Genomic DNA, 25,317 nt, shown 5'->3' on the forward strand with positions numbered 1-25,317 from the left:
GGGAATTTGAAAGGGAACAGCCATTCCTGCATTCCCACGCTTTGCTAGGAAACTTGCCAGCGCCTTCTGAGTGGGCAATTATCTATGCGGATTGGTATTATTTACCGACGTCAGCGCAATTATTTGATCTCTCGTCGTAGTTTGCGGATACAAATTGCAGATGTGGTATCATTAACCACAGACATAATATGGATTTTACCATCAAGCGGTAAGCTTCACAGCCCAGCGTTACCTTAAGGACTTAGCCTTTTCATGCCTTCGATTTGGAGCGGGCTTGCCAGTTTGCAAGACCATCTTTTCCGACAATTTATGTTCAGAATCACCAAAGCAGTCCGAGTTTTGGTGGGCAGTACATTGTGCACGCTAGCGTGTGCTCTCTTTACTTTTTCACATGCCCAAGACCCTATTTCCTATAACATTCAGGGCGTAGAAGACGACAAACTGCGTAATAATATCCGCCTGCATTTAAACAGTCTCGACGTGGAAAAATCGTTGCTTACTGACCCTTACTGGCAAGATGAAGTGGGTGAAACGGTAGCGACAGCGGTTCAACCTTATGGTTATTACAACAGCGAGACCAAGATAAGTATTGAAGAGGGCGACAAGGTTACAGTGAATGTTGCTTTGAATGCGCCGCTTACCATAAATAAGGTTACTCGCGAAATAATAGGTGCAGGACGTGAAGATAAGGCTTTCAGAGAACGTTTTAATTCACTAAAGCTTAAAGAAGGCGACGTGTTAAACCAAACCATTTACGAGTCGTTTAAGTCGTCCATGTTTAACTACGCCTTATCTAATGGCTATTTTGATTATTTTTGGCAGGCGACGCGTCTCGACCTAGTGCGTGACGAAAAACAAGCAAACGTACTTTTGATTGCGCAAAGCGGGCCCCAGTACCAATTTGGAGAGCTAAAATTTATTGGCGATGACAAGGCGAAAGCCATCATTGAGCGGCTAAAGCCGTTTAAAACAGGCGATGCGTACTCTTCAGCAACACTTGCCGATTTTAACAGAAGCCTTAATCAATCTGGGTATTTTACCCGCGTTATTGCTCGCCCGGTTGTAAGTGAGGCTGATGGTTTGCTGGTACCGGTTGAGGTATCGTTACTTCACAGACCCACAGACGCATTTAACGTTTCTGTTGGCGCAGCCACTGACACGGGCCCACGGGTTCGCTTAGGATGGGAGCGTCCTTGGGTGAATAGTAAAGGGCACTCTGTTTCATCTGATATTTTCATTTCAGCGCCAGAACAATCAGTGACTGCCGACTACCGTATACCGATGAGAAACATAACGCGGGATTACGCGAGTATAGAGGCGGGTTACCAATTTATAGAGTACAGCAACACTTCCTTTGAGAGTGAAACCTTATCTTTGTCTGCACACCGTTACTGGCAACATGACAATTCACCATGGCAACACGATGGCTCGGTTACCTATCTACGTGAAACTTATGATCAAGGGGAATTGAGTACAAACACCACGTCCCTAGTATTACCCGGGTATTCGTTAACCTATCGCGATAAAGACAGTGAGCTCAACATTAATAATGGTACCTACCTTCAAATGCTCACTCAAATAGGCAGAGAAGGTTATGGTTCTGATATCGATTTTGCCAAAGCCGTGGTTGAAGCCACGCTTATCCGTACCTTTAACAATGTGCACAGAATAACCATACGCGGTGAAGCTGGGGTTATTAAAACCAATAGTTTTGATGAGGTGCCAACGTCGTTGCGTTTTTATGCAGGGGGCGATAAAAGTGTTCGCGGCTTCGACTATCGCGAAATTTCTCCGACAGCTGAAGTCATTGATCCAGAAACAGGAGAACTCATTGTTGACTCTATTGGAGGGAAGTACCTTGCTACATCGAGTGTAGAGTATGCCTATCAAGTGGCAGATAATTGGAGAGTGGCAGCGTTTGTCGATGCAGGTACAGCAACAAACGACACCAGCACAACGCTGACATATAGCGTTGGGCCTGGTGTACATTGGCTTTCACCAATAGGTCCAGTCAGACTTTACGTGGCAAGAGGCTTTGCGCCAGACGAGAATACATGGCAGTTACATATTTTGTTGGGGCCTGAGCTATGAGAAAACGTACGCTTTCGGCTATTTTACTTTCACCGGTTCTTATACTGGTCGCGTTGTATGCCGTTTTGATAAGTCCCTTAGGCGGCCCTACCGTTAAGTTACTGGCCAACACGTTTGTCGAAAACCTCTCCATCGATGCCATTGACGGTGGGTTTGCTGACACACTAGAAGTGCATAATGTGGAGTGGGAAAACCCGCAATGGAAGGTGTCTGCACAATATGCCTACATTGATATTACCTGGCGTTGTTTGTTTGAGCCTAGAGTATGTGTCAATGAAGTTACGCTGGAAAACGCTACGCTTACACAGCGCTCAAACGTGCCTGACTCTTCCGATGATGCACCTGCAGGTGGCCAGATTGAATTACCGCTGCCTATTGATGTTGGGTATTTAGCGCTAACGAATATCAAACTTGCTCTACTTACGACAACAGTAGAAATTGATGAACTAGAGCTAACCGATTTTGAAGGAAATAGCGACCTCATACTTGACAGCATAGCCGCGAAAGGTGTTCGCATTGCTCTGCTAAACCAAGATGAAGCTGCCAGCTCTTCACCGGCAGCCATGACCAATGCATCGGAAACTAATAGTGAGCAGCCTGCTCCCAAAAAAGAACAGGCTCCAAGTGCTGATAGCGCTTTGCCTACGTCATACTCACTAAGCTACGACGTCCCCGAACTACCAAATATAGCTACCCCTATTCCTTTGTCTCTTGGTACTTTTTTAGTAGAAGATCTACACATAATTCAAGGGGAGAGCAAACAACAGATTTCACTCATCTCGCTGTTAGAGGCTCACTTTAAGGGCAGCGATGTCGCTATTGAAGAAATGACCGTTGTACATGAACAAGGTGAGGTGAAAGGAAAAGCGAGCGCAACACTTGACGGAAACTTCCCATTAAATGTGGCTATTAACGCGAAAACGAAGCTTGGTGACACACCACAAGAACTGAGTGTAGCGGCCGCGGGTGCGTTGGACGATTTAACGCTGTCAGTTGTTGCCAGAGGCGCGGTAACCGCAAACGCTAACCTAATGGCCAACATTCTAGACAGTAACCTTCCCATAGAATTCACTGCGAACTGGCAAAAACAAGCCATACCGACACTGGAAAACACTACGCTCAAAGAAGGACAGTTAACGCTTTCCGGCACCATGGGTGATTACGTACTTAAAGGAGCAGGCGCAGCTACATTGCCTGACATTGGCAATGTACCAGTATCACTTGATGTGGTGCTGAAAAAGAACAATATTTTTGTTAATGAAGCCAATATAAACGCTTTGGATGGGAGCTTAACCAACACTGGTACCCTTTATCTAAATGAAAGTATCGCGTGGGAAGGTAAGACAACGCTTAAGAATGTATCAGGGCGGCAATTCAGCACTTATGCGCCTGAAAAAATTAGCGGAGAAATAGACAGTATATTGCAATACTCTGAGCGCGGCGGATTACACATGAGCCTAAGAGATATGACTGTCTCGGGTGTACTTCAGGGCAAACCGCTTCAGGTGAAGGGGGATGCGGTTTATGCTGGCCCCAGCGACTTATTCGTTACTAACGTCAATATCATTCAAGAACACGAGCAAGAGCGAAACACGATACGCGCCATTGCTCAGGTACTGAATAAGCGTCATTTAAATGCAAATATTGCGATAAACGTTAACGCTATTTCAAGCCTATACCCAGAAGTGACAGGTGCGATAAGTGGCAATATCACAGCCGCCGGTCCTTGGCAAAACCCAAGTGCTAACGGCACACTCGCCCTATCTAATATTGCTGTGTCACCCAATTTAAATGCCTCTGCCGCGCAGCAAGGACCATTGAACGGCGAAATCAAAGTTAGCGGTACCTATCGCGACCACACCGCAGATATTGACCTAGCTGTGCCCAACAATAATATTGGGCTGTCTTTAAAAGGTGCATGGACTAACAATCACTGGGTGGGGGAAATTAGTGATACGGCATTGAAGCTCGCTAATATGCAGTGGACGCTATCAAGCCCGTTCAGTGTAGATATAGGCACCACACCTATAACGGCTAAAATAGGTCAGCACTGTTGGACCTCTCGAAAAGAAGGTGAGCTGTGTATTTCAAACGTGAATTATCAACAAAACAAAGCCAGTTGGGATATCAGCGCGACGGCGCTGCCCATCGGGTTGTGGGCGAACGAGTTAGCGCCTACTGTTGTTTCAAGTCCCTCACAAGCAACACTTACCGTAAAAACCAAAGGCAGCTACTCAGCTAACGACCCAATCGATGCCACATTTACTGCGTCTATGAGTTCTGCGCCATGGCAACTTGGTGAAACGCGCCCGCTAACGCTCACTATTAACTCCATAGAAACTAAAGGAGAGATAAAGCAGGGGCAGTTAGCATCAACATCTGTGATCTCAAGCCAAGATGTCGGGGATGCAACACTAACCTTGAATACCCGTCCTTTCGAATCGCGTATACCACTTGATGGTAAACTAGAGATGCAAGGGCTTAATGTTGCACCATTCAAACCCCTTTCCCCTGCTATCAGAACCCTTACAGGAAAGTTAAACGGGAACGTATCGTTAAGTGGTTACATTGACGACCCTACGCTTAACGGTGAATTGACGGTTTCAAATGGCGCTATCGATATACAAGATACGCCTGTGACACTGGCCGATTGGAATCAAAAAGTATCGCTTAATGGTCAAACCGCTGCACTAGACGGTACCTTCTTACTAGGCGGAGGAAAAGGGGCGTTAAAAGGCGAGTTAGACTGGTCATCCAACCCCAGTGCGACATTTAATTTAAAGGGAAACGGTTTCGAAATTCGTCAGCCAAACATTCGACTCAAGGTATCACCGAATATCGATATCGCCGCCACAAAAGAAAAAGTGGACGTGAGTGGCGAGGTAAATATTCCTTGGGCGAGAATTGAAATAGAGTCGCTACCTGAGAGTGCTGTTTCCCCATCAAAAGACGTGCACCTGCGTGGCGAACCGGATAGAGAGGAACCGCTAGATATCGTCCACGCTTCGGTATTGGTAAACATCGACAAAAACAAAACCGAAGAAGTAAAACTCGAAGCGTTTGGCCTTACTGCAAGTTTGTATGGTGGCATTCGCGTAAACACTCAACCTGCACTTGTGGGCTATGGTGACCTTCAAATTTTAAATGGTCGATACAACGCTTACGGACAACAGTTAATTATTCAAACCGGTGAAGTACAATTTAACGGCCCAATTGACCAACCTTTGTTGCTGGTCGAAGCCATCCGCGACCCGGCTAAAACCGATGACGACGTAATTGCAGGTATCCGAATTGATGGCGCGGCTGACTCGCCAAGTATTAACCTGTTCTCTGAGCCTGCAATGGATCAACAGGGCGTATTGTCATATCTACTCACAGGTTCTGGACCGAACTCGGGCACACAAGATCCTAACTACGCTGCGCTGCTGGTAGGTTTTGGTTTATCCAACACCAAAACCCTGACAGGGCAAGTGGGAAGCGCGCTAGGTATTGATGATTTTAGTTTAAGCACTAACGAAGATTTACTGTCGGTAAGAGGGCAGATTAACGAGCGATTATCTGTGGAATACAATGTGGACGTTGGTCTAAGTAACAACGACGCTAATAGCACGCTACGACGCAGACAACTACCGCCTGACTTGGCGGTAAAATATCAGCTTCTACCTAGTTTATATTTAGAAGCCATTCAAACCACACTGGAAGACCAATCTGAGTTCGCGTTAGACCTTTATTATGAGTTTTTCTTGGGTGATAACAGAACCCGTAGAGATAGTGATGAAGACGACAGTGAATCTGACGAGTCCAATGAAAGCGCAGAGCAAGATCTGAAAGATAAGGTGAGCACTCCGAGCACAAGTAATAACAATTAAGCGCTCAAAGTCAAAACATCGTACTTTTGCACTCATGCGCCCTTAACGCTGCTGTGCCATCTTCTCAAGCGTTTCGAGTTGACGCTCAAAACGCTTTTGTCTTTTGCTCGCCCACACATACCACACTAGCATCACAACGCTCATGGACGTCATAACTATAGCCATCTTCATAACTTTCTCTGGGGTAAGCTCCCCATAAAAATAGCGCTCCACCAGAAAGGCACATCCAAATAACACTGCAGTCCATGTCGAGTGTTTAGTGATTACAGCAATCTTCACGTTATTCTTAATTTGCTTTATTAGCTGCGTTAGGTGGTCAGCGGTTTGAGTGTCTTTTGAAAATGCGGCCACTCTTCTTAACCACAGCTGATAAACAAGCAGGGGAAGAGCCGTGACCAGCATAAAAACAAACATCGCGTGGGCGACAAAAGTGAACTTTTCCCAAGTAATAACTAGCAAGTAGATCGCTGGGATAAACGCTAAGGAGTCAACCAACATATACCAGCGTTGCTTGGTTCGCTCGCTGCTTAAACTGGCTTTTACTTCCGAGAGGTTGATAGTCGTAACTGGCTGAGCTTGCCATAGCGCAGAAAGGCCATCATTTTGCGCATCGTCTACTGATACGGGCGGGTTCGTTTGATTCTCTTTATCTGAATTATGCATGCGGTTGCTCCTGCATGATACTTTGTTTGGCGCGCTTTAATATCACACCAACATGATTTTTAGTCAGACCACAGACGTCTGCAATTTCATCGTAACTTAAGCCTTCAAGAGAAAGCGTTAGCACTTGTCTTGACTGCAATGGAAGTGCCCGTACCGCGCGAAGTAGGCGTTCCAATGACTGGTGTTGACTAGACATTTCCTCTGGTGAGTGGGTAGTACTCGCGAACCCGTCAGAGCCCAAATCATCGTGGTCATATTGATGGGTATCGAGACGTTTCACTTGATTTGCTACGTGAGTAACTGCGCGGTTATGAGCTATCTTCAAAATATAGGTTTTCACGCTGCTATCGCCCTTAAAGCGAGACAGCCCCTGCCAAACGGCAATAGCAATTTCTTGCAATAATTCTTGCTGCATCGCTTCGTTTGCTTCATAGCTGTTGGCTACACGGCTCAGTATTGCCCCGTATTGCGCAAAAACATCTTCAAAACCCTGCCCCAACGTCACATCCCTAATCACAAAAACTGTTGTTATTTTATTGTGTTACTTCTATCAGTCTGCCCCCACGAATTTTTATTACAAACTTTTTTCGTCAGTGCTGTAATTTTTTTAAGCAACAAACGACTAGTTAAAACAGTAAGTGCAGTAACGTGCGTTTAGGGCATTTTCCCTAAAAGCCTTCAACCTTGAAATTTGGATTAGGAAAAAATTATGTCTACGTTAAGTATAGTTTTGTTAATTGGCAGCCTGACGTCGCTTGTGCTTTTGGCAAGCTACTTAGACGCAAAATTTCAGTGGCGACTAAACGACTGGATGAACGGCGAGTGCAGCAACCCGTTCGTTAAAAGCGTGACCGACAAACAGCAGCAGCGTTTAGAGGAAAAAGATGCGCAGATTGAAGCTTTGATGGCGCGAATCGAAACCCTTGAAACCATTGTTACCGAGCCTGCTTACGAACTGAATAAAAAAATCAACGCGCTCAAATAAACGGTTTTACCAGCTCCTAGCTCGACACCGGTGGGCGACGCATAAAGCGGGGAACTTTCCCCATTGCAATGGCGTTGCCTACCAGCACAATGACCACCCCAACCACAGATAAAACGCTCCAGGTATAGCCTTCGAAAAAGGTGGAAATAACCAGTGCAACCATGGGGTATACCAAGACCACATATGCAGCCTTGTCAGCGCCCATTTGCTTTAACAGTTTCATGTACGCGCCAAACGCAAACACAGAGCCAAAGATAGCCAGATAAAGCAGCGACAGATAGAACTCGGTATGGGTAGGAATGACCAACTTACCCGGCATTGCCAGTGAGGTGATGAAAAGCAGCACCATGGCATAGCTCATGGCATAGAAGTTCATTTGGATAACAGGCGTACCCGAGGTCAAAATACGCTCGGAGATAACGTTACCTGTTGAGGCGCAGAAAAAGCTGACAAACGCTATAGCGAGGCCGGTAGCAAGCGCCGCATCCATGGAGACTTTGGAAAACTCCGGCACAAACAAACACACAATGCCCAGCAAGCCAAATGTAGCACCTATAACCACTTCTTTTCTTATAGGCTCTTTAAGCCACCAACGCCGAAGCACAACATTAATGTAGATAATACAAGAACTCATAAGGGCTAACAGCGCGCTAATTATGTGCGCTTGCGCCATATACAGCAGCGTATAATTTAAGCTGTATAAAAAGAGACCGACTGCGGCCATTTTCACATGAACATGTACCGGTAGCTTAAGCGGCAAACGCCTAATAACACAGTAAATCCCTAAACAGGCCGACGCCAATAAATAACGCAGCGCAATGGCAAACGTTTCAGAGGTATGTCCTATTTGGTAAGTGATGGCTATCCAGGTTGAGCCCCAAATCAGGCAGCACAGAGCAAATAAGGTTGCGTTATTCATAGCGGTGTTCTAGCCCTGGGAAGCTGATAAACAAGAAGATAAGTGGGCAGATAAATGGTCGATAGCACTATCTAGCAGTTTTTGCCTAGCGCCATTGCCAATCCACGCATTATGCGGCGTTACCAGCAAGTTAGGTAGTGCCTCTTTAAGCAATATATGATCAACAGGCGGAGGCTCGACACTTAGTACATCTAATCCCGCGCCACCAATTTGGTTGTTTTTAAGCGCATGATAGAGTGCCTCCTCATCAATCAAACCGCCGCGAGCCGTATTAATGAGAAAAGCGGTTGGCTTCATCAGCGACAACGTCTCGGCGTTAATCAGCTTATCGGTGGCTTCAGTAAGCGGGCAATGAAGACTTACCACATCGGCATTTGGTAAAAGCGATGCAAGACTTGGACGAAGGTCGTCTTGTTTACCTGGGCGAGCAGCGATACTCACCTGCATACCCATAGCCTTAAACAATGCCTCTACACGCTTGCCAAGCTCGCCATGCCCAACAATTACCGCATGCTTACCCGCCAATTCCACCACGGGATGATTGAGTAAGCAGAAATGAGAAGATGCAGACCATGCTTGGTTGCGCATATCGCGCTGATACGTCACAAAATTGGTGGCCAAATTCAACGCCAAGGTCAACGTATGTTGAGCAACGCTATCAGTGCCGTAGCCCTCTACATTTTGAACGGTAATACCAGCTTGTTCGCAGTAATCACGGTCGATATTGTTCATGCCGGTCGCAGTTACGCCAATATAGCGAAGCTGACTGGCCTGCTGTAAATCTTTGGCTTGTAGCACGACTTTGTTAACCAGCACGACATCGGCATTTTTAATGCGCTCGGCAACGTCTTCGGCTTGAGTTTGTTGATGAAGCGTAATCGCGGCGTCGAAATTGTTTTGTACGTCATCGAGTGAAGAGGTATCAAGACTGGGCAAATCCATGGTTTCGGCGTCTAGAAAGACAACCTGCTTTTGATTGCCGTTGCTCATCGCTTGTGATGCATTGTGTTTCGTCATTTTTGCCATGCTCTACATTACTTCCACAATCGACTCTAACGCTGTTTTCACATTAACAGGAATAGGAATGGCCTTGTCGGTTTTTCTATCTACAAACACATGCACAAATTGGCCATGAGCCACGCGTCGCTTATTCTCTCCGGCATAAACCGATAGACCATAAGTCACTGAACTTCTACCAATTTTGATAACGCGCAAGCCTACAAAAATGTCTTCAGGGTAGGCTGCCGGAGCAATGTACTGACACTGACTGCTTACCACATACGCCACGGATTGCCCGTTGTGTATATCTAGCCCACCTTCTTCAATTAAAAAACGGTTTACCGCGGTATCAAAGAAACCATAGTACACAACATTGTTGATATGTCCGTACGCATCATTGTCTTGCCAACGCGTGGCGATAGTGACTTTGTAAGGGTAGTCGGCAAGTGTAGGTGTGATATCAGTCATGATCGTCCCTTAGTGAATAAATGTATCGCTTTGTTGTTGGCGCAAATAATGGAAATCGATGAACGACTAACGCCAATTAATGTTTAATGTGCGGTAGTCTATTGCAGCGATTCTTTTGAGTAGCGCTATGAGTAAAGCACCATATCGTCACGGTGAATGGCAACATCCGTTGTTTCATAACCTAACACACTGGCAATTTCTTTCGACTTTTTCCCTTTTATAAGCGTTAAGTCTTTTGCGTTATACAGGCAAAGCCCCTTGGCAATAACTTCGCCTTGGCACACCACTTCAACAGCATCGCCTTGTTCAAACAAACCGACGACATCAACAATACCCGATGGCAGTAATGACGCGCCTTTTCGCACTAACGCCTCTTTCGCACCGCTATCAACTTCTATTCTTCCAGCGGTTTTAAGCGTATGGGTAAGCCACAGTCTGCGCGCGCTGGCGGGAGTGCTACTAGCATTGAATAGGGTTCCCGGCACTTTACCTTCAAGTAATGCATCGAAGGTTTCGCCTTTTCGCCCGTTGACAATAAGAGTTTGAATACCGCTACTGGTGCACTTGTCTGCCGCTTCAATTTTTGTGCGCATGCCGCCAGTTCCTACCGCAGTTCCAGCGCCGCCGGCAAGGCCGTAAATAGTGCTGTCTATTTTATCTACCTGTGGAATGAGTGTGGCGCTGGCGTCTTTTCTTGGATCTGCGGTAAATAAACCATCGATATCTGAGCAGATAATCAGCGTGTCAGCTTGAGCAACTAACGCCGTATAGGCACCTAAGTTATCGTTGTCCCCCACTTTAAGTTCATTCACTGCAACCGTGTCGTTTTCATTCACAATGGGTAACGCATTGTGATTCAAAATTTCGCGCAAGGTATTTTTAATATTTACGTAGCGGGTTCTATCGCGTAGATCATCCGCCGTTAACAATACTTGTGCACAGGGAAAGTCGAAAAAGCGCTGCCAGTTGGCCATCATTAAATTCTGGCCAATCGCAGCCATGGCTTGTTTTTCTGCAATAGATGCGTTGTGACGAACCTTCACTTTGCTGCGGCCCGCGGCAACACTGCCAGAAGAGACAAGAATAATTTCTTTGCCAGCTTCGCGACTAGCAGTAATAAATCGAGCAAGAGACAGTAAATAACGCCCACTACACTCATTGCCTTCAGGAGCAATAAGCGCACTGCCAACTTTTATAACGGCACGTTGCCAATTAAAACGGTTCATAGGGGGAAGAAAAAAGAAAACAAGAGCTTAAGAATACGACAGTTAAAGCGCGAAACAAAACGATCTGTTACAGTTTTTTTGCGTTAAAACATGGTTAGTATACGGTCAAAAAATTGGATTGTGACAGGCATACTTATATACTAGGCGGTGTTATCTTATAACAATTCTAACTTACAAGTTGCAAGGAACCTGCATGAGCACCGCAAAACGACACTTTTTCTGGCTAGCGCCAGTGTTGTCTATGCTGATTTCTCTTCCTAGTACCGCCGCTATTAAACAAACTAAAGGCGATTTCGAAGATAAATTCCGTCAGCTGGACGAAGTTCTTCCTACTCCAAACGTATACCGTAACGCCGCTGGTGAGCCAGGCCACCAATACTGGCAACAACAAGTAGATTACGATATTGACGTAAAGCTACTTGAAGACAAACGCCGCATTGAAGCAAGCGAAACCATTACTTACCACAACAACGCGCCAGATACGCTTAAGTACTTGTGGATCCAGCTTGACCAAAACAAATTCCGCGACGATTCAATGTCTGCGCTTACTACCACGTTTGGCGGTATCGGTAACCGCGGGCCGGGTACGCAAGCTGCTAGCGGCGATGCGCCAGCTAAGCTAAGCATGGGTGCATTGCGCCGTCAGCAGTTTGTTGACGACAACGAGCTGGGCTATACCATTTCTCGTGTTGAAGACAAAGCGGGCAATGACTTACGTCACACAGTAGTTGGCACCTTAATGCGTGTTGACTTGGCTCAACCGTTGAAGCCAGGCAGCAAAGTTACGTTCGATATCGATTTTGCGTTTAACATTGTAGAAGAAGACGCTGTTTCAGCACGTGCAGGTTACGAGCACTTCCCAGATGACGAACGTGAAGGTGGTAACGACATCTTCTTGCTAGCACAGTGGTTCCCTCGTCTAGCGGCTTACACCGACTACGAAGCATGGACCAATAAAGAGTTTATTGGCCGTGGCGAGTTCACGCTAGAGTTCGGTAACTACGAAGTAGATATTACGGTTCCGGCTGACCACATCGTATCGTCAACGGGTGTGCTTCAAAACCCGAAAGACGTGTTAACTAAAACACAGCGCGACCGTCTGAAAAAGGCAGAAAAAGCTGACCGTATCGTATTCATCGTTTCACCAGAAGAAGCGATTGAGAACGAAAAAGAAGGCACGACCAAGCTTAAAACCTGGACCTTTAAAGCAGAAAACGTACGTGACTTTGCATGGGCCTCTTCGCGTAAATTTGCGTGGGATGCGCGTGGTTATCAGCAAGGCGGTGACACTCAACCATTGGTAATGGCCATGTCTTTCTACCCGAAAGAAGGTGGCGAGCTATGGCAGAAGTATTCTACAGAATCAATCATCCACACCATGGATGTTTATAGCCGCTTTAGCTTCGATTACCCATACCCAGTAGCCCAATCAGTAAATGGTCCAGTTGGCGGCATGGAATACCCCATGATCACCTTCAACGGCCCGCGTACAGAGCTTCGTGACGATGGTTCACGCACGTACTCGCTTGCTGAGAAACGTTTCCTTATTGGCGTGGTTATTCACGAAGTAGGTCATATCTATTTCCCTATGACAGTTAACTCTGACGAGCGCCAGTGGACATGGATGGATGAAGGTCTGAACAGCTTCCTAGACGGCGTTGCCGGTCGCGAGTGGGATCCTACGATCCCTTGGGGCGTTGAGCCACGTGATATCACTGGCTACATGAAGTCTCAGACGCAGGTGCCAATTATGACCCAGTCTGACTCAGTACTTCGCCTTGGCCCAAATGCCTATACCAAGCCTGCAGTAGCGCTTAACATTCTTCGCGAAACTATTCTTGGCCGTGAGCTGTTTGATTTCGCGTTTAAAGAGTACGCGCAGCGTTGGATGTTTAAACGTCCTACACCATCAGATTTCTTCCGTACTATGGAAGAAGCGTCAGGCGTTGACCTAGACTGGTTCTGGCGTGGTTGGTTTTACACCACAGACCATGTAGATATTAGCCTAGACAGCGTATACAAGCTTCGTTTAGACACTGAAGATCCAGATATCGATTTTGCTCGCGAACGCGAAGCAGAAATGGAAAAACCGAAGTCACTTACCGACCTTCGTAATAAAGAAGAAGGCAAAAAGCTTTGGGTAGATCGCTTTGAAGATATCAGTGACTTCTACGACGAAAACGATCGTTACACCGTAACTAACAAAGAGCGCAATAAGTACAAGAAATTCTTGAAAGATCTTGAGCCTTGGGAGCGTAAAGCGTTTGAGCGTGCGGTGAAAGAAGACAAAAACTACTACGTGCTAGATTTCAGCAACAAGGGTGGGTTGGTGATGCCAATCATTCTTGAACTAACGTTTGAAGACGGCACGAAAGAAGAAATGCGTATTCCTGCGGAAATCTGGCGTCGTACACCTAAAGCCGTAAGCAAGCTTATTGTTACCGACAAAGACAAAGAGCTGGTAAGCGTAACCGTTGATCCGCACTGGGAAACCGCAGACGTAGATGTGGAAAATAACCACTACCCGCGTCGTATCATTCCTTCGCGTATTGAAGCGTATAAGAATAAGCCGCGTAACACTTACGAGTACCGCGACCTTATGCACGACTCAAAGACCGAACTGAAAACCGACGACGAGGACAAAGATGACGAATAAGTTGTCTTTGGCTCGCTTGCAGCAGAGCGCTCATGCTCTGCTTGCAAGCGTAAGTGCATTCGCAATTACGGCTGCGCTATTAGTTAGCGCAATGTCGTACAGCACTGCAGCCCAAGCGCATCAAATAAAAGCAGCGATTACCACGGTACTGTTCAATCCTAGAACAGAAAATATTGAGGTGATGCACCGCTTTAATTTGCACGATGCTGAACACGCGGTTAAGGCGCTGTTCGACAAGCACGCAGATATTATGGACGACATAGAAACGCAGCAACAATTCGCTGATTACGTCGCCCACCACTTTGCAATTTTAAATGCAGCAGGCGAGCCATTAAAGCTTGCTGATGTTGGCTTTGAAGTTGAAGGTAAGCACTTTTGGGTTTATCAGGAAACTGCTGAGCCGCCTGTACTTGAAGGCATTAAAATTCGCCATGATGCATTGCGTGACTTGTGGCCAAAACAAGTGAATACGCTAAATGTAGAAGGCAAGGGTGATATCAAAACCCTGACCTTTGCTGATAGCGTAAATTTGCTGGAAGTAAGCTTCAATAGCCAAAATAGCGACCATCACTAATACCTAACGGTATAAGTTTATGAAAGCCCACTCGCATTCCTTGTCAAACGGCAGTGATTGCGGGTGGGCTTTTTTGTTTACGTGCTTCACGGTGTTCTTGTAGATAATGGATGCCTACCTCAGCTTTTGCCCCCTCTAATTCGAATAGGGAAAATCAAATATCTAAAACACGTTTTCTAATTGTCGTGTGAGACCGAAGTCGTATAGTCATCTTGGCATGCATGCTCTACCTTAATTATGGATAAACAGTTACTAAATTCAGTTAATGAGGTACATCATGACCCATAGCGCTGCATCACCGTTGCCTTCACAGGTCAAGAAACCCCAATCAAGAAGTGAGCGTAGTGCACGAAAACTACGTGCATCTAAAGCAGCTCAGTGCGCTGTTCAAGCAGAAAATGCACAGCAAACGCAAGATGCCGATGCAAAGAACGTCAAACAAAACAATGCGTTCGCTGATAAGAAAAATATCATGTGGGTGCTGTTAAGTGGCGCAATGGCGCTAACCTTTGTCGTCATGCTGTTTTTGCCAGATACAGGGATGGGCGGCGGCCTTGTTTCCACCTATTCTGCCATGCTTTGGTGTGGCTTTTTTGGTGCAGCACTTTGGCGTTATAGAGCGACAAGTGGCTGGGCTGGGTTTGCTTATGGAAGCGTTGTTGGACTAGTGATTCAATTTATTTCACAGATAATCTAGCACACAGTGTTTATACAATTGCCTTATGCAACTCGCCTAGTAAGAAACCGCTGAGCGACTAGGAACGGCAAGTCCACATTTCTTTTAAGTACATTATGGGCAATCTAAACGCGGCTTTTAAATAAGACTTCTGTTTAAACAGAAGTCTTATCCGTTGGTCGCCCTGTTGGCAACCTCACTTCCTAAACATTAAGTCCTGTTGATCTTTGATGTACAGCAATGGTCAACAGATCCTCAATGACTTTGGGCTGGAAACCCGATCCAGACGTTTTGTCCGACAGTATAATTTATAAACTCTAGTTACTTTTTTAGGTTGTGTTTAGACAATAACAAACCAAACGTTACCCTTCGCCTTTAATAAAACTGAGTGAGCCTATGGCAGAGAAGCCCAATAAATCCGCTGAATCACCAACCCGTTCTAGTAGAGCGGTACCGTCGTCGCGTTTATCGCGCATAGGCCGCTTGGGCTCATTGGCGGGTAGAATTGCAGGTAACGTAGTATCACAAGGTGCAGGGCAACTGTTAAAGGGCGAGAAGCCCGCGTTGTCTTCGCTGCTATTAACGCCCAAAAACATTTCAAACATTGCAGATCAGCTTGCCAGTATGCGTGGTGCAGCTATGAAGCTTGGGCAGCTTATTTCAATGGATGCAGGAGATTTTCTCCCCGAAGAACTTGCGGTAATTCTAGGGCGATTACGGGACGACGCTGACCCGATGCCAAAAGACCAGTTAATTGCCACGCTGAATCAGTCTTGGGGCGAAAAATGGCAAGATGACTTACTTTACTTTTCCTTTGCCCCTATAGCTGCGGCCTCTATTGGTCAGGTGCATAAAGTCATTACGATGGACGGTCGGATGTTAGCAGTAAAAGTGCAGTATCCTGGTGTGAAAAAAAGCATAGATAGCGATGTAGACAACGTAGCTACACTTATAAAACTCACTGGCTTGGTACCCAAATCATTAGATATCAACCCGCTTTTACAAGAAGCTAAAGCTCAGCTTCACCAAGAAGCTGATTATTTGCGAGAAGCTGACATGCTCAACCGTTATCGCGCGTTGGTTGAAAACACCGACATCCAAAACAAGGGGAGTAATGCGTTTGTCATTCCGCAAACCTTTGCTCCCCTTACCACCAGTACCGTGTTAGCGATGGATTTCATAGAGGCGCAAGACTTAGATGCGCTATTAAACGAGCCTCAGGACGTCCGAGATGCCGTGATGACGGCGCTAATGACTTTATTTTTTAATGAAATTTTTCATTTTAAGCTGCTGCAGAGCGACCCTAACTTAGCCAACTACCAGTTTAAACCCGATACAAAAGAAATCGTTCTGTTAGATTTTGGTGCTACACGGGATGTGCCTGACGCCATTTCAGCCCAATATCAAGCGTTACTCAACAGCGCCGCAGCCAACGATAGAGCGATGATGCAGCAAGCCGCGTTTCGCATAGGATTAATTGACGAAAGCCACTCTCAAACGCAAGTCGACGCCGTCATAAACATTGGTATGGAGGCGTGTGAAGCGATTCGCTGCGAGGGCGCTTATGACTTTGGCCAAAGCGATCTCATTGCAAGGCTTCACGAAAAGGGAATGGCGCTGACTATGGAGCACAATTTTTGGCATACGCCGCCAGTAGATGCCCTGTTTATACACAGGAAGCTAGGTGGCTTATTTCTGTTGGCTAAACGATTGAAAGCTAAAGTAGATATGCGAAAGGCAGCGGGCACATGGCTGAATCTATAACCTGCACTTCGTTGCTGTGTTAAGCGAGTAAGAAACTACTTATTACACAGCTTATATATCGTTTGGATCGGTTTTGCGATGCTGTGCCATGTTTTACTGTGAAAACGTTGCGCTGCGACCTTACAGAACTCAAATAGGACCCACTTCAAGAGCCTACAGCACTCGCACAACAGTCTAGTAAGGCAAATCCATACTGAACGGTAACGCCATCTGTTCTTTACTTTTTGGCGGGTTGCCAATCATTTCATCGTAAGGCGTATCGTGCTTCATTACCGCCTGCTGAACATGACAATGCGCGAAGGCTTCGCGAATGTGGCCGGCACTAAAAAAACGCATGGGCTTATCTTTGTTGTCGTAAAGCATGCCACTCTGACTGCCGATAGTGAGATAAACCAGGTAAACATTCATCTCATACGACTGAACTTCCAGATAATCTATCGCGGTAGGCGACTCTTCAATATCTCGAAAATAGAACTTCTGCATTTTTCTACCTCATGAACCAAGTATGCACCTTGCACGCCCTATATTCTTATTTAATGACGGAAGTTAGGGCGAAAAAGCAGAATATATACGTTAAGCAAGGTGCTCAGGTTCATTAGATAGGTCTAGCGGAGGTCGATGGTTTTTAAACCGTACTGCATTTGCCAACACCAGTAAGGATGCAAGAGAGCAGGCACTGTATAGGAACGCCGCCGTTCCCATTCCAGAAGCAATCCATAGTAATGGAAATACCAGCAACCTAGGGCCTTCAACAGCTAAAGCGACTTTCGCTTTAGACAGTATAAAGCCATTTTGTATACTCATAACAATGATAGTCGCTACAGCAATGATCTGATGCTTAGTTGACAAGTTATAGATATTTAAAAGGAGATAAAGCATTACTCCCAGCATGATTAGATGCTGCATAACACTGTAGCGTTTTACTGCTCGGTGTAATTTAGGGTGATACTGTCTAAACTTACTCACGCTAATTATCCTATAAGGGCACATTTAAGTTGAAACGGGGTCGTGAGGCTCGAAATATTCACTAATTATTATAGATAACAACGAGCTAGCATTTGCTTTTCAATGACTAATCAACACATTAGTACACAAACCCAATTTGTTAAACATTTGTTTAAAAATAATTTTTGCATTTACATAATATCGAATGTGAATGAGAAGAAAAAATGAGGGTTTTCCACTAAATTTGTATAAAAAGAAATCGGAAAGTGACTTTTTTACGTTAAAAAGTGTTCAAAATAAGGAATTTACAATCTAAGGGAACATTTCTCTTGATTGATTTTCTAAATTTGGGTGTTATCTCTGGTAGTATTACCAAAAGGATAGTTTTGTAGCGGAGTCATTATGAGCGAATCGTCGGAAAAGAAATCGTTAGGCCCACACTTTATCATTGTAGGCATCCTTCTTGTTGTTATTCTGGCTGTTGTGTTTTGGCCCAGCGACGATGAGCCTGAGCCTGTAGTTACTCCTGAGCCCGAAGTGACTGAACCTGAAGTGACTACGCCAGAAGAGCCTGAAGTATTTGAGCCTACTCAGCCAGCCCCAACAGTAGAGCTTGAGGAAAAAGACGAGGTTGAGCCGCTTCCAGAGCCAGTTGAACCAAAACCGGAACCTCTGGATACCAGCGATCCTGCGGTGAAAGCTTCACTTATTGAGAGTTCGTCTGCGAGCGAAGAAACCGTTAACCGCATGCTGGTTGATGAAGGTCTAATTCAACGCTTTGTGGTGTCGGTTACGAATCTAGCAAATGATGAAATGGCGCCTAATCACCAGTTACTAACGCCACCTGAGCAGAACTTCCGCGTATACTCTCAAGCAGGCAAGCAATGGATTGATGCAGCAAGCTATAAACGTTATACACCATACGTAGATATGTTGGAGTCATTCAATAACGAAGCACTGCTTAACATATACGGTATTTATAAAGACGACATTCAGGCGAAGTACGCCGAAATTGGAAGCCCTGACCAAGACTTCAACAGCGTATTGCTTGAAGCGATTGATCAGCTTCTTGATACACCTGAAGTGCCGGTTCCTGTAGAGGTTTATACCGACTCGGTCGCCTATAAGTATGCTGATGATCGTCTAGAGAGTTTAAACGAGCCACAGAAACAACTTCTTCGTACTGGCCCAGATAACATGCGTCGCATAAAGGCAAAGCTACGCGAACTGAAAGTATTGGTTGAAGAGCGTGGATCTAACTAGATTTCAGCAGCAGCTTAAGGGCACGTCGTCAAAAGCGCGCCCTTTACCTCCTGTTGAACAATGGAACCCCGATTTTTGCGGTGACATTAATCTAACTATAGCGCTTGATGGAAGATGGTTTTATGAAGGCAGTCCTATTGGGCGCGCAAGCTTGGTTCAGCTTTTTGCTTCGGTGTTAAAGCGGGAAGGTGACAAGTACTTCTTAGTTACTCCCGTAGAGAAAGTAGGCATTACCGTTGAAGACACACCTTTTCTTGTAACTCAATGGCATAGGGAAGAAGGTGAATCAGCGAGTGACAGCACCTATGTGTTTACCACACAAACAGGCGACATTGTAAGGTTAGAGCGTGCTGATCAGCTCGAACTTCGCGTTCCGCCTAAAGCCATACAAGATCCAGAGGCAACGCCCATTCCCTACCTATGCGTTCGCAGAAACTTGTGGGCAAGACTACATCAAAATGCCTATTATCAACTGCTCGAACAAGCTGATGAAAAACTGGATGAAGCCGGCACGCAATTTAGTATTCAGTCAAACGGCATCACCTTTATTTTAGGTGAAGTAAGCAACTAGCCTACTTTGTTGCTTCTGTCTCTTCGAACATATCAAAACGTAATTCATCTTCAATAAAGCACCGTTAACAGCGCTTTGTTTTGCGTTATACCTCTGACTGCATTACATTCGATATAGTCTATAAAACAATCAACAAGAAGACCTATATCATGAAAAAGCCTCTGATTACGCTGGCCATTGCCAGTGCCTTACTCTCATCGCCCTTTTCCACTGTAGCCGACACGCTGATTCATGCAGGAAAAGTGTTTACTGGCACATCAAACTCTCTTCAGGAAAATGTGACTATTGTTGTTGAAGACAACAAGATCAAAGCGGTAAAGAAGGGGTTTGCTAAAGCTCAAGAAGGCGATACTGTCATCGACTTGAAGACGTCAACCGTTATGCCAGGTCTGATGGACATGCATGTTCATTTGTCTTCTCAACATGGTGGTCCACAAACGTATCTGGAGCGCTTTTCACTAAATGAAGCCGACTATGCATTACGGGCAGCGAACTACGCTAAGATTACGTTAGATTCGGGCTTCACCACGGTTCGCAACTTAGGGGATGGCTACAACGAAACCGTTGCGCTAAGGAACGCTATTAGTAAAGGCTATGCAACAGGCCCGCGTATTTATACCGTTGCTAAATCTATTGCCACTACAGGCGGGCACGCCGATCCAAGTAATGGCTTATCTCATTTACTTCGCCCAGACGTAGGCCCTAAGCAAGGTGTGGTTAATGGCGAAGCTGAAGCCCGTGAAGCAGTAAGAACTCGTTACCAAGATGGTGCGGACTTAATCAAGATCACCGCAACCGGCGGCGTATTGAGCGTTGCTAAAAGCGGCCAAAACCCACAATTCATGACCGATGAATTAGAAGCAATTGTTGAAACGGCAAAAGACTACGGTATGACAGTGGCGGTGCACGCGCATGGGAAAGAGGGAATGAAGCGGGCTATTGAAGCCGGTGTAGATTCTATCGAACACGGCACTTATATGGATGACGAAATCCGCAAATTAATGAAGAAGCACGGCACCTACTATGTACCAACAATACTGGCAGGAAAGTTTGTAGCAGACAAAGCCAAAATTGATGGCTTCTTTCCGGAATTGGTGCGCCCGAAAGCTGCAGCCATTGGCCCGCTTATCCAAAATACCTTTGAACAAGCACATAAAGCAGGCGTAAAAATTGCTTTTGGTACAGACAGTGGTGTATCAGCCCACGGCGACAATGCGCAAGAGTTCTCATTAATGGTTGAAGCTGGTATGAAGCCTGCCGACGCGCTGCTAAGTGCCACCGTGAATAGCGCGAATTTACTAGGTATCAGCGATATTCTTGGCACGCTGGAAGAGGGTAAGTTGGCTGATATTGTTGCGGTTCAAGGCAACCCGCTTGACGATATATCGCTTATGGAAAGCGTGTCTTTTGTGATGAAAGACGGAGTCGTTTACAAGCAGTAGAAAAAATAAAGTGGTAGGGATTACATGGAACTAGGTAAAAAGGTTAAGCACAAAACCAAAAAACTTGTCGATTCTAAGCATATGTTAAAGGGCATCACTCTTGCCTCATTTTTAGAATCAACCATTGTTCCCATACCACTAGAAGCCGTAATGGTGCCACTAATGCAAGCAAGACGAGAGTCGCTTTGGCAAATTGCATTGATGGCCACCATAGGCTGCGTGATTGGCGCAGTCTTCGGCTATGCTCTTGGCTATTATCTTTTCGATATGGTTGGTCAGTGGCTTATAGATACTTTTTTCAGCCAGGAACAATTTGATAATGTTAAACAGCAGATGCAAAACCAAGGTTTTTGGTTCGTAATGACCTTAGGTATTGCCCCTATCCCTTTTCAGGTTGCGATGCTTGCAGCAGGTGCAACCCAATACTCACTTCCGCTTTTTCTTTTAGCTACTGTTATTGCACGTTCAATTCGCTATTTCGGACTCGCAGCCGTGGTCTATTACGCAGGAGACAAAGCTGAGCAGCTCATTAAGCGCTACAAAATGAAAGCGGTTATTGCTATCACAGTTGCAGTGCTTCTTTTATGGTGGCTTTCAAATTTAATCAGCCAATAAGCTTGCCTGTACTAGTGACTCAAAGCACTTAATAGGCGAGACAAACGATGCCGTTGGTTCACGACAACGTAAATATCAAATCAACCCAATAGATTTTTTGAACTTTACATTTGATAATGATTCTTATTTGCACTAATGTAATAAAAAACAGGAGGTGCTTATATGAATGTTCAGCGGCTATGCCCAGTTTACAAAAAGTGGCTACAGCTAAACCCTTCAAACGCGCGACAGCATCGCTATGCTATGCAAGCGCAGACGCAACAGGCTCATCAACAGGGTAAATTGGATTATGCGAGAGAATTAGGTTACCAGACCTTTGAGGCCGCAAAGGTTATCCTTAATGCGCTTCAGCCTACCTCTTTGCAGAAAGTCAGTGTAGTTCAAGAAGACGTACTCGCTTTTTCCACTATGGGAATGTACTTATCATCTCTGCTTGCCGAAGAACATAGGAAGCGAGAATCTCACGCTATTTTACAAGAATGTCAGCAACAGCTTATTGCCATATTACCCCTGCATGCCACCAATCCTTCTATATGCAGGCTAATCGCGGCCATTCAGCATACCCTTGAGCAAACCTATGTCCCCCAAGCAAGCAAACGACTCGCTTCTGTGGCAGTGCATTAAATACTTTAGATAAAAGGAGATAGTTATGGCGTCGAAACAAATTTCAAGCGAAGACGGCTTTGTCTCATTAAACGTTAGAGCTTCTGTACTTCAAAAAATGCTTAATGGTGAAGTGCTACACATGACAGATATTCACTGTACCTGTTCGCGAAGCAAGCAGGTTTTGAAGCAACTTTTATTGCAGGCTGCTAGCGGCCGCGAATAGAAACAGTAACAAAAAAGGCGCTCAAGCGCGCCCTTTCTTAATTACGTATTGGTAAGGCATGGTCTCGGTTTGAGACGCAACCAGCGTGTGGTCCATAAAGCGGCAAAAGCTAGGAATATCTCTGGCCGTTGAGGGATCGTCAGCCGTGACCGATAAAGTTTCCCCATCGGCCAGCTTTCGAATATTCAGACGCACCATCATTACTGGCTCTGGGCAACGCAATCCTAGCGCATCTAAATGCTGACTAGCCGCGCTAAATGCGCTGTCAAAATCAGATGCCATAATTTTCACGATAGGTGTTAATGGCGCTGATTTCGCTATCAAACCCGCCTTTCTCGGTCAGATAAGCCACGACATCGGCAAGCGATACAATAGAGATAACCTGAGTGCCAAAGTCGCGCTCGACCTCTTGAATAGCTGACAGTTCGCCATTACCGCGCTCTTGTCTGTCTAGCGCAATCAGCACGCCAGACAAGCTAGCCTGCTGTTGCTCGATTAAGGTCATCGATTCGCGAATAGCCGTACCCGCAGTGATCACGTCATCCACCAGCATAACCTTACCTTCTAGTGGGCTGCCAACTAGATTGCCGCCTTCACCGTGGGTTTTCGCTTCTTTGCGGTTGAAGCAATAAGGGACATCAAGCTTGTGGCTATCGGCCAATGCAACGGCTGTTGTTGTCGCAATAGGAATGCCCTTATAGGCTGGACCAAAAAGTACATCGAACGCAACGCCTGCGTCCATTAACGCATCAGCGTAAAAACGCCCCAACTTAGCCAAATCGCCACCGCGATTAAACAAACCGGCATTGAAAAAGTACGGGCTAACGCGGCCTGACTTTAAAGTGAATTCGCCAAATTTAAGTACGCCACGTTCAATGGCAAACTCAATAAAATCACGCTGAAACGCTTTCATGATGACCTCTTAATTTCTAATTTACGCGTTGGTTCTAACTACGTGTCGATGACTCGCTTACGCTAGCGCCGCTTTTTGAATGTCGAACAATTCACGTAAACCGTGCTTACCAATTTTCAGCATCTCGTCAAGCTCTTCAAACGAGAACGGTTCGCCCTCTGCAGTACCTTGAACTTCAATCAGCTTGCCGGTTTCGGTCATTACAATGTTCATATCTGTTTCTGCCTCAGAGTCTTCGGTGTACTCAAGGTCAGCGATTGGCGTACCTTCGTAAATACCTACTGAAAGGGCGGCAATCATATGTTTAAGCGGGTTAGTTTTGATAATGCCTTTTGCACGCATGTAAGTAAGTGCATCAACAAGAGCTACACACGCACCGGTAATTGACGCTGTACGCGTACCGCCGTCGGCCTGAATAACGTCGCAGTCTAACGTAATGGTGTTTTCGCCCAGAAGTTTTAAATCTACCGCTGCGCGTAGTGAACGCGCAATTAGACGCTGGATCTCTAACGTGCGGCCGCCTTGTTTACCGCGCGCCGCTTCACGGCCGCTTCGCGTATGAGTAGCACGTGGAAGCATGCTGTACTCAGCTGTAATCCAGCCTTTCCCTTGGCCCTTCATAAAGCGTGGCACACCTTCTTCTACCGTCGCATTACACAACACCTTAGTGTTACCAAACTCTACAAGAACAGAGCCTTCTGCGTGACAAGTGTATTGGCGAGTAATTGTAACAGGGCGAATTTGACTGGCGGTTCTGCCGCTTGGACGCATAGTGTTCTCCACAACGTAAGTGCTTAAAAAAGGGTAGCGTTTTACAGGTTTTATTGGCGATATGTGAATAGAAAGCCCAATTCGCGGTCAAAACCTATAAATTCGATGTAGCTACGAAATTGCGCCTAAGTATAACGCAATACCCGCGGCCGTTAAAAACGAACTTTACATGTTTGCTTATTGAATTACGTAAATGTGCGCTAATATACAAAATACAAGAAAACCTGCTGTAGATATTCACGTATACAACACGACATTCGGGTTGTTTTTGCAGGCTTTCAGTTAAATTTAAAGGATATTTATGATTTACAGCATGACAGCGTTTGCACGCGTAGAAACCAAAAAAGAGTGGGGCTCAGCCGTGTGGGAAATACGCTCGGTCAACCAACGCTTTTTAGAAACTTACTTTCGCCTGCCGGAACAGTTTCGCTCATTGGAGCCGGTTTTACGTGAACGATTCCGTAAAAAGCTAGCCCGAGGTAAGGTGGAATGTGCGCTGCGTTTTACTGCCAACGATGCTGCTGTAACTAAGCTAAGCTTAAATGAAGAGTTGGCTAAGCAAGTGCTTCACGCCGCTGACTGGGTGCAATCCCATGGCCAATCCACGGGGGTTAACCCACTAGACGTTTTGCGCTGGCCTGGGGTAATTGCAGCGGAAGAAGCCGATATGGACGCCATCCACGCTGACGTAATGGCCGCGTTCGACCAAGCTCTTAACGATTTTATTAGTGCCCGCGCTACCGAAGGTGAAGCCCTTAAAGGTATGATCACGCAGCGCCTTGACGCTATAGAAGTGGAAGCTGAAAAAGTAGCCGCGCGTATGCCTGAAATCATGGTGTGGCAGCGAGAAAAAGTGCAAACCCGCTTTGAAGAAGCAAAGGTTGAACTTGATGCAGGCCGTTTTGAACAAGAAATGATCATGCTGGCGCAAAAAGTAGACGTGGCAGAAGAGTTAGACCGTCTGAATGCTCACGTTAAGGAAACCCGTAATATCCTTAAAAAGGGTGGAGCAGTAGGCCGCCGTCTTGATTTCATGATGCAGGAGTTTAACCGCGAATCGAACACGTTGGGCTCAAAG

Annotated in this window: 25 protein-coding genes; 14 read left to right on the forward strand and 11 right to left on the reverse strand. The window is 45.8% G+C overall.

Annotated features, from left to right (window positions below; translation table 11 throughout):
* The first annotated feature begins 252 nt into the window (after window positions 1–252).
* Together BIZ39_RS15460 and BIZ39_RS15465 are read left to right on the forward strand one after the other, a co-directional pair.
* Window positions 253–2,091 carry an autotransporter assembly complex protein TamA gene (locus BIZ39_RS15460; protein ID WP_187447393.1) on the forward strand — a complete coding sequence of 613 codons (1,839 nt, stop codon included), beginning with the start codon at window positions 253–255 and terminating at the stop codon, window positions 2,089–2,091.
* On the forward strand, window positions 2,088–5,960 hold the full coding sequence (locus tag BIZ39_RS15465; RefSeq protein ID WP_187447394.1) for a translocation/assembly module TamB domain-containing protein: 3,873 nt from the start codon (window positions 2,088–2,090) through the stop codon (window positions 5,958–5,960). Before BIZ39_RS15460 ends, BIZ39_RS15465 begins: the two co-directional genes overlap by 4 nt.
* A gap of 42 nt (window positions 5,961–6,002) precedes the next feature.
* Here BIZ39_RS15465 and BIZ39_RS15470 read toward each other — a convergent pair whose 3' ends face one another.
* Entirely contained in the window at window positions 6,003–6,623 is a 621-nt protein-coding gene (locus BIZ39_RS15470) for a hypothetical protein (protein WP_187447395.1), read from the reverse strand.
* On the reverse strand, window positions 6,616–7,122 hold the full coding sequence (locus tag BIZ39_RS15475; protein ID WP_014980752.1) for an RNA polymerase sigma factor: 507 nt from the start codon (window positions 7,120–7,122) through the stop codon (window positions 6,616–6,618). The genes BIZ39_RS15470 and BIZ39_RS15475 overlap by 8 nt, the downstream gene beginning before the upstream one ends.
* A gap of 210 nt (window positions 7,123–7,332) precedes the next feature.
* On the opposite strand from BIZ39_RS15475, the gene BIZ39_RS15480 reads away from it, so the two are divergent.
* Window positions 7,333–7,608, forward strand: coding sequence for a hypothetical protein (locus BIZ39_RS15480; protein WP_014951413.1), 276 nt, complete (start codon window positions 7,333–7,335; stop codon window positions 7,606–7,608).
* A 16-nt stretch (window positions 7,609–7,624) separates the two neighbouring features.
* Here the strand turns inward: BIZ39_RS15480 and BIZ39_RS15485 are convergent, their stop codons facing one another.
* The 4 genes from BIZ39_RS15485 to proB form a co-directional block, all read right to left on the reverse strand.
* The gene (locus BIZ39_RS15485) at window positions 7,625–8,527 is read right to left on the reverse strand and encodes a DMT family transporter (protein WP_014951414.1); all 903 of its coding nucleotides are present in this window, start codon (window positions 8,525–8,527) and stop codon (window positions 7,625–7,627) included.
* A gap of 9 nt (window positions 8,528–8,536) precedes the next feature.
* Complete coding sequence (locus tag BIZ39_RS15490) at window positions 8,537–9,553, reverse strand: D-2-hydroxyacid dehydrogenase (RefSeq protein WP_187447396.1); 1,017 nt, start codon at window positions 9,551–9,553, stop codon at window positions 8,537–8,539.
* A 3-nt stretch (window positions 9,554–9,556) separates the two neighbouring features.
* A complete protein-coding gene (locus BIZ39_RS15495; RefSeq protein ID WP_014951416.1) occupies window positions 9,557–9,994 on the reverse strand; it encodes an acyl-CoA thioesterase in 438 nt (145 codons plus the stop codon).
* A 125-nt stretch (window positions 9,995–10,119) separates the two neighbouring features.
* Window positions 10,120–11,220 (reverse strand): glutamate 5-kinase, encoded by a 1,101-nt coding sequence (proB, locus tag BIZ39_RS15500; RefSeq protein WP_069945230.1) that lies wholly within the window; start codon window positions 11,218–11,220, stop codon window positions 10,120–10,122.
* 193 nt (window positions 11,221–11,413) lie between these two features.
* Between proB and BIZ39_RS15505 the strand changes: the two genes are divergently transcribed.
* From BIZ39_RS15505 to BIZ39_RS15520, 4 genes are all read left to right on the forward strand, one after another.
* Entirely contained in the window at window positions 11,414–13,876 is a 2,463-nt protein-coding gene (locus BIZ39_RS15505; protein WP_014980757.1) for a M1 family aminopeptidase, read from the forward strand.
* On the forward strand, window positions 13,866–14,450 hold the full coding sequence (locus tag BIZ39_RS15510; RefSeq protein WP_049586434.1) for a DUF6702 family protein: 585 nt from the start codon (window positions 13,866–13,868) through the stop codon (window positions 14,448–14,450). The genes BIZ39_RS15505 and BIZ39_RS15510 overlap by 11 nt, the downstream gene beginning before the upstream one ends.
* A gap of 277 nt (window positions 14,451–14,727) precedes the next feature.
* Window positions 14,728–15,147 (forward strand): hypothetical protein, encoded by a 420-nt coding sequence (locus tag BIZ39_RS15515; protein WP_014977822.1) that lies wholly within the window; start codon window positions 14,728–14,730, stop codon window positions 15,145–15,147.
* A 375-nt stretch (window positions 15,148–15,522) separates the two neighbouring features.
* Complete coding sequence (locus BIZ39_RS15520) at window positions 15,523–16,890, forward strand: ABC1 kinase family protein (protein WP_187447397.1); 1,368 nt, start codon at window positions 15,523–15,525, stop codon at window positions 16,888–16,890.
* Between the two features lie 174 nt (window positions 16,891–17,064).
* On the opposite strand, the gene BIZ39_RS15525 is transcribed toward BIZ39_RS15520, so the two are convergent.
* Together BIZ39_RS15525 and BIZ39_RS15530 are read right to left on the reverse strand one after the other, a co-directional pair.
* Window positions 17,065–17,373, reverse strand: coding sequence for a DUF6482 family protein (locus BIZ39_RS15525; protein WP_014951422.1), 309 nt, complete (start codon window positions 17,371–17,373; stop codon window positions 17,065–17,067).
* Window positions 17,374–17,463: 90 nt separating this feature from the next.
* Window positions 17,464–17,856, reverse strand: a complete 393-nt coding sequence (locus BIZ39_RS15530; protein WP_187447398.1) for a hypothetical protein — start codon at window positions 17,854–17,856, stop codon at window positions 17,464–17,466.
* A 381-nt stretch (window positions 17,857–18,237) separates the two neighbouring features.
* On the opposite strand from BIZ39_RS15530, the gene BIZ39_RS15535 reads away from it, so the two are divergent.
* The 6 genes from BIZ39_RS15535 to BIZ39_RS15560 all read left to right on the forward strand — a co-directional run bounded on the left by BIZ39_RS15535 (window position 18,238) and on the right by BIZ39_RS15560 (window position 22,555).
* A complete protein-coding gene (locus BIZ39_RS15535) occupies window positions 18,238–19,098 on the forward strand; it encodes a DUF3014 domain-containing protein (protein WP_187447399.1) in 861 nt (286 codons plus the stop codon).
* A complete protein-coding gene (locus BIZ39_RS15540) occupies window positions 19,085–19,669 on the forward strand; it encodes a DUF1285 domain-containing protein (RefSeq protein ID WP_049586431.1) in 585 nt (194 codons plus the stop codon). The genes BIZ39_RS15535 and BIZ39_RS15540 overlap by 14 nt, the downstream gene beginning before the upstream one ends.
* Window positions 19,670–19,818: 149 nt before the next feature.
* Entirely contained in the window at window positions 19,819–21,111 is a 1,293-nt protein-coding gene (locus BIZ39_RS15545; protein WP_049586429.1) for a metal-dependent hydrolase family protein, read from the forward strand.
* A 24-nt stretch (window positions 21,112–21,135) separates the two neighbouring features.
* A complete protein-coding gene (locus BIZ39_RS15550; RefSeq protein WP_014951427.1) occupies window positions 21,136–21,726 on the forward strand; it encodes a YqaA family protein in 591 nt (196 codons plus the stop codon).
* A gap of 162 nt (window positions 21,727–21,888) precedes the next feature.
* A complete protein-coding gene (locus BIZ39_RS15555; protein ID WP_061486861.1) occupies window positions 21,889–22,350 on the forward strand; it encodes a hypothetical protein in 462 nt (153 codons plus the stop codon).
* A gap of 25 nt (window positions 22,351–22,375) precedes the next feature.
* Complete coding sequence (locus BIZ39_RS15560; protein WP_014951429.1) at window positions 22,376–22,555, forward strand: hypothetical protein; 180 nt, start codon at window positions 22,376–22,378, stop codon at window positions 22,553–22,555.
* A gap of 21 nt (window positions 22,556–22,576) precedes the next feature.
* Here BIZ39_RS15560 and tusA read toward each other — a convergent pair whose 3' ends face one another.
* From tusA to rph, 3 genes are read right to left on the reverse strand one after another with little or no spacing between them, the layout of a single operon-like run.
* Window positions 22,577–22,837, reverse strand: coding sequence for a sulfurtransferase TusA (gene tusA, locus BIZ39_RS15565; RefSeq protein ID WP_014951430.1), 261 nt, complete (start codon window positions 22,835–22,837; stop codon window positions 22,577–22,579).
* A complete protein-coding gene (gene pyrE / locus BIZ39_RS15570; protein ID WP_039228851.1) occupies window positions 22,827–23,468 on the reverse strand; it encodes an orotate phosphoribosyltransferase in 642 nt (213 codons plus the stop codon). Before pyrE ends, tusA begins: the two co-directional genes overlap by 11 nt.
* Window positions 23,469–23,525: 57 nt before the next feature.
* Window positions 23,526–24,239, reverse strand: coding sequence for a ribonuclease PH (gene rph, locus BIZ39_RS15575; RefSeq protein WP_014951432.1), 714 nt, complete (start codon window positions 24,237–24,239; stop codon window positions 23,526–23,528).
* A gap of 301 nt (window positions 24,240–24,540) precedes the next feature.
* Between rph and BIZ39_RS15580 the strand changes: the two genes are divergently transcribed.
* Window positions 24,541–25,317: YicC/YloC family endoribonuclease (locus BIZ39_RS15580; protein WP_187447400.1), on the forward strand; the 777-nt coding region annotated here is incomplete at its 3' end.

This window comes from Alteromonas sp. BZK5 (assembly GCF_014349115.1).
In the GTDB taxonomy this organism is placed as follows: domain Bacteria; phylum Pseudomonadota; class Gammaproteobacteria; order Enterobacterales; family Alteromonadaceae; genus Alteromonas; species Alteromonas macleodii.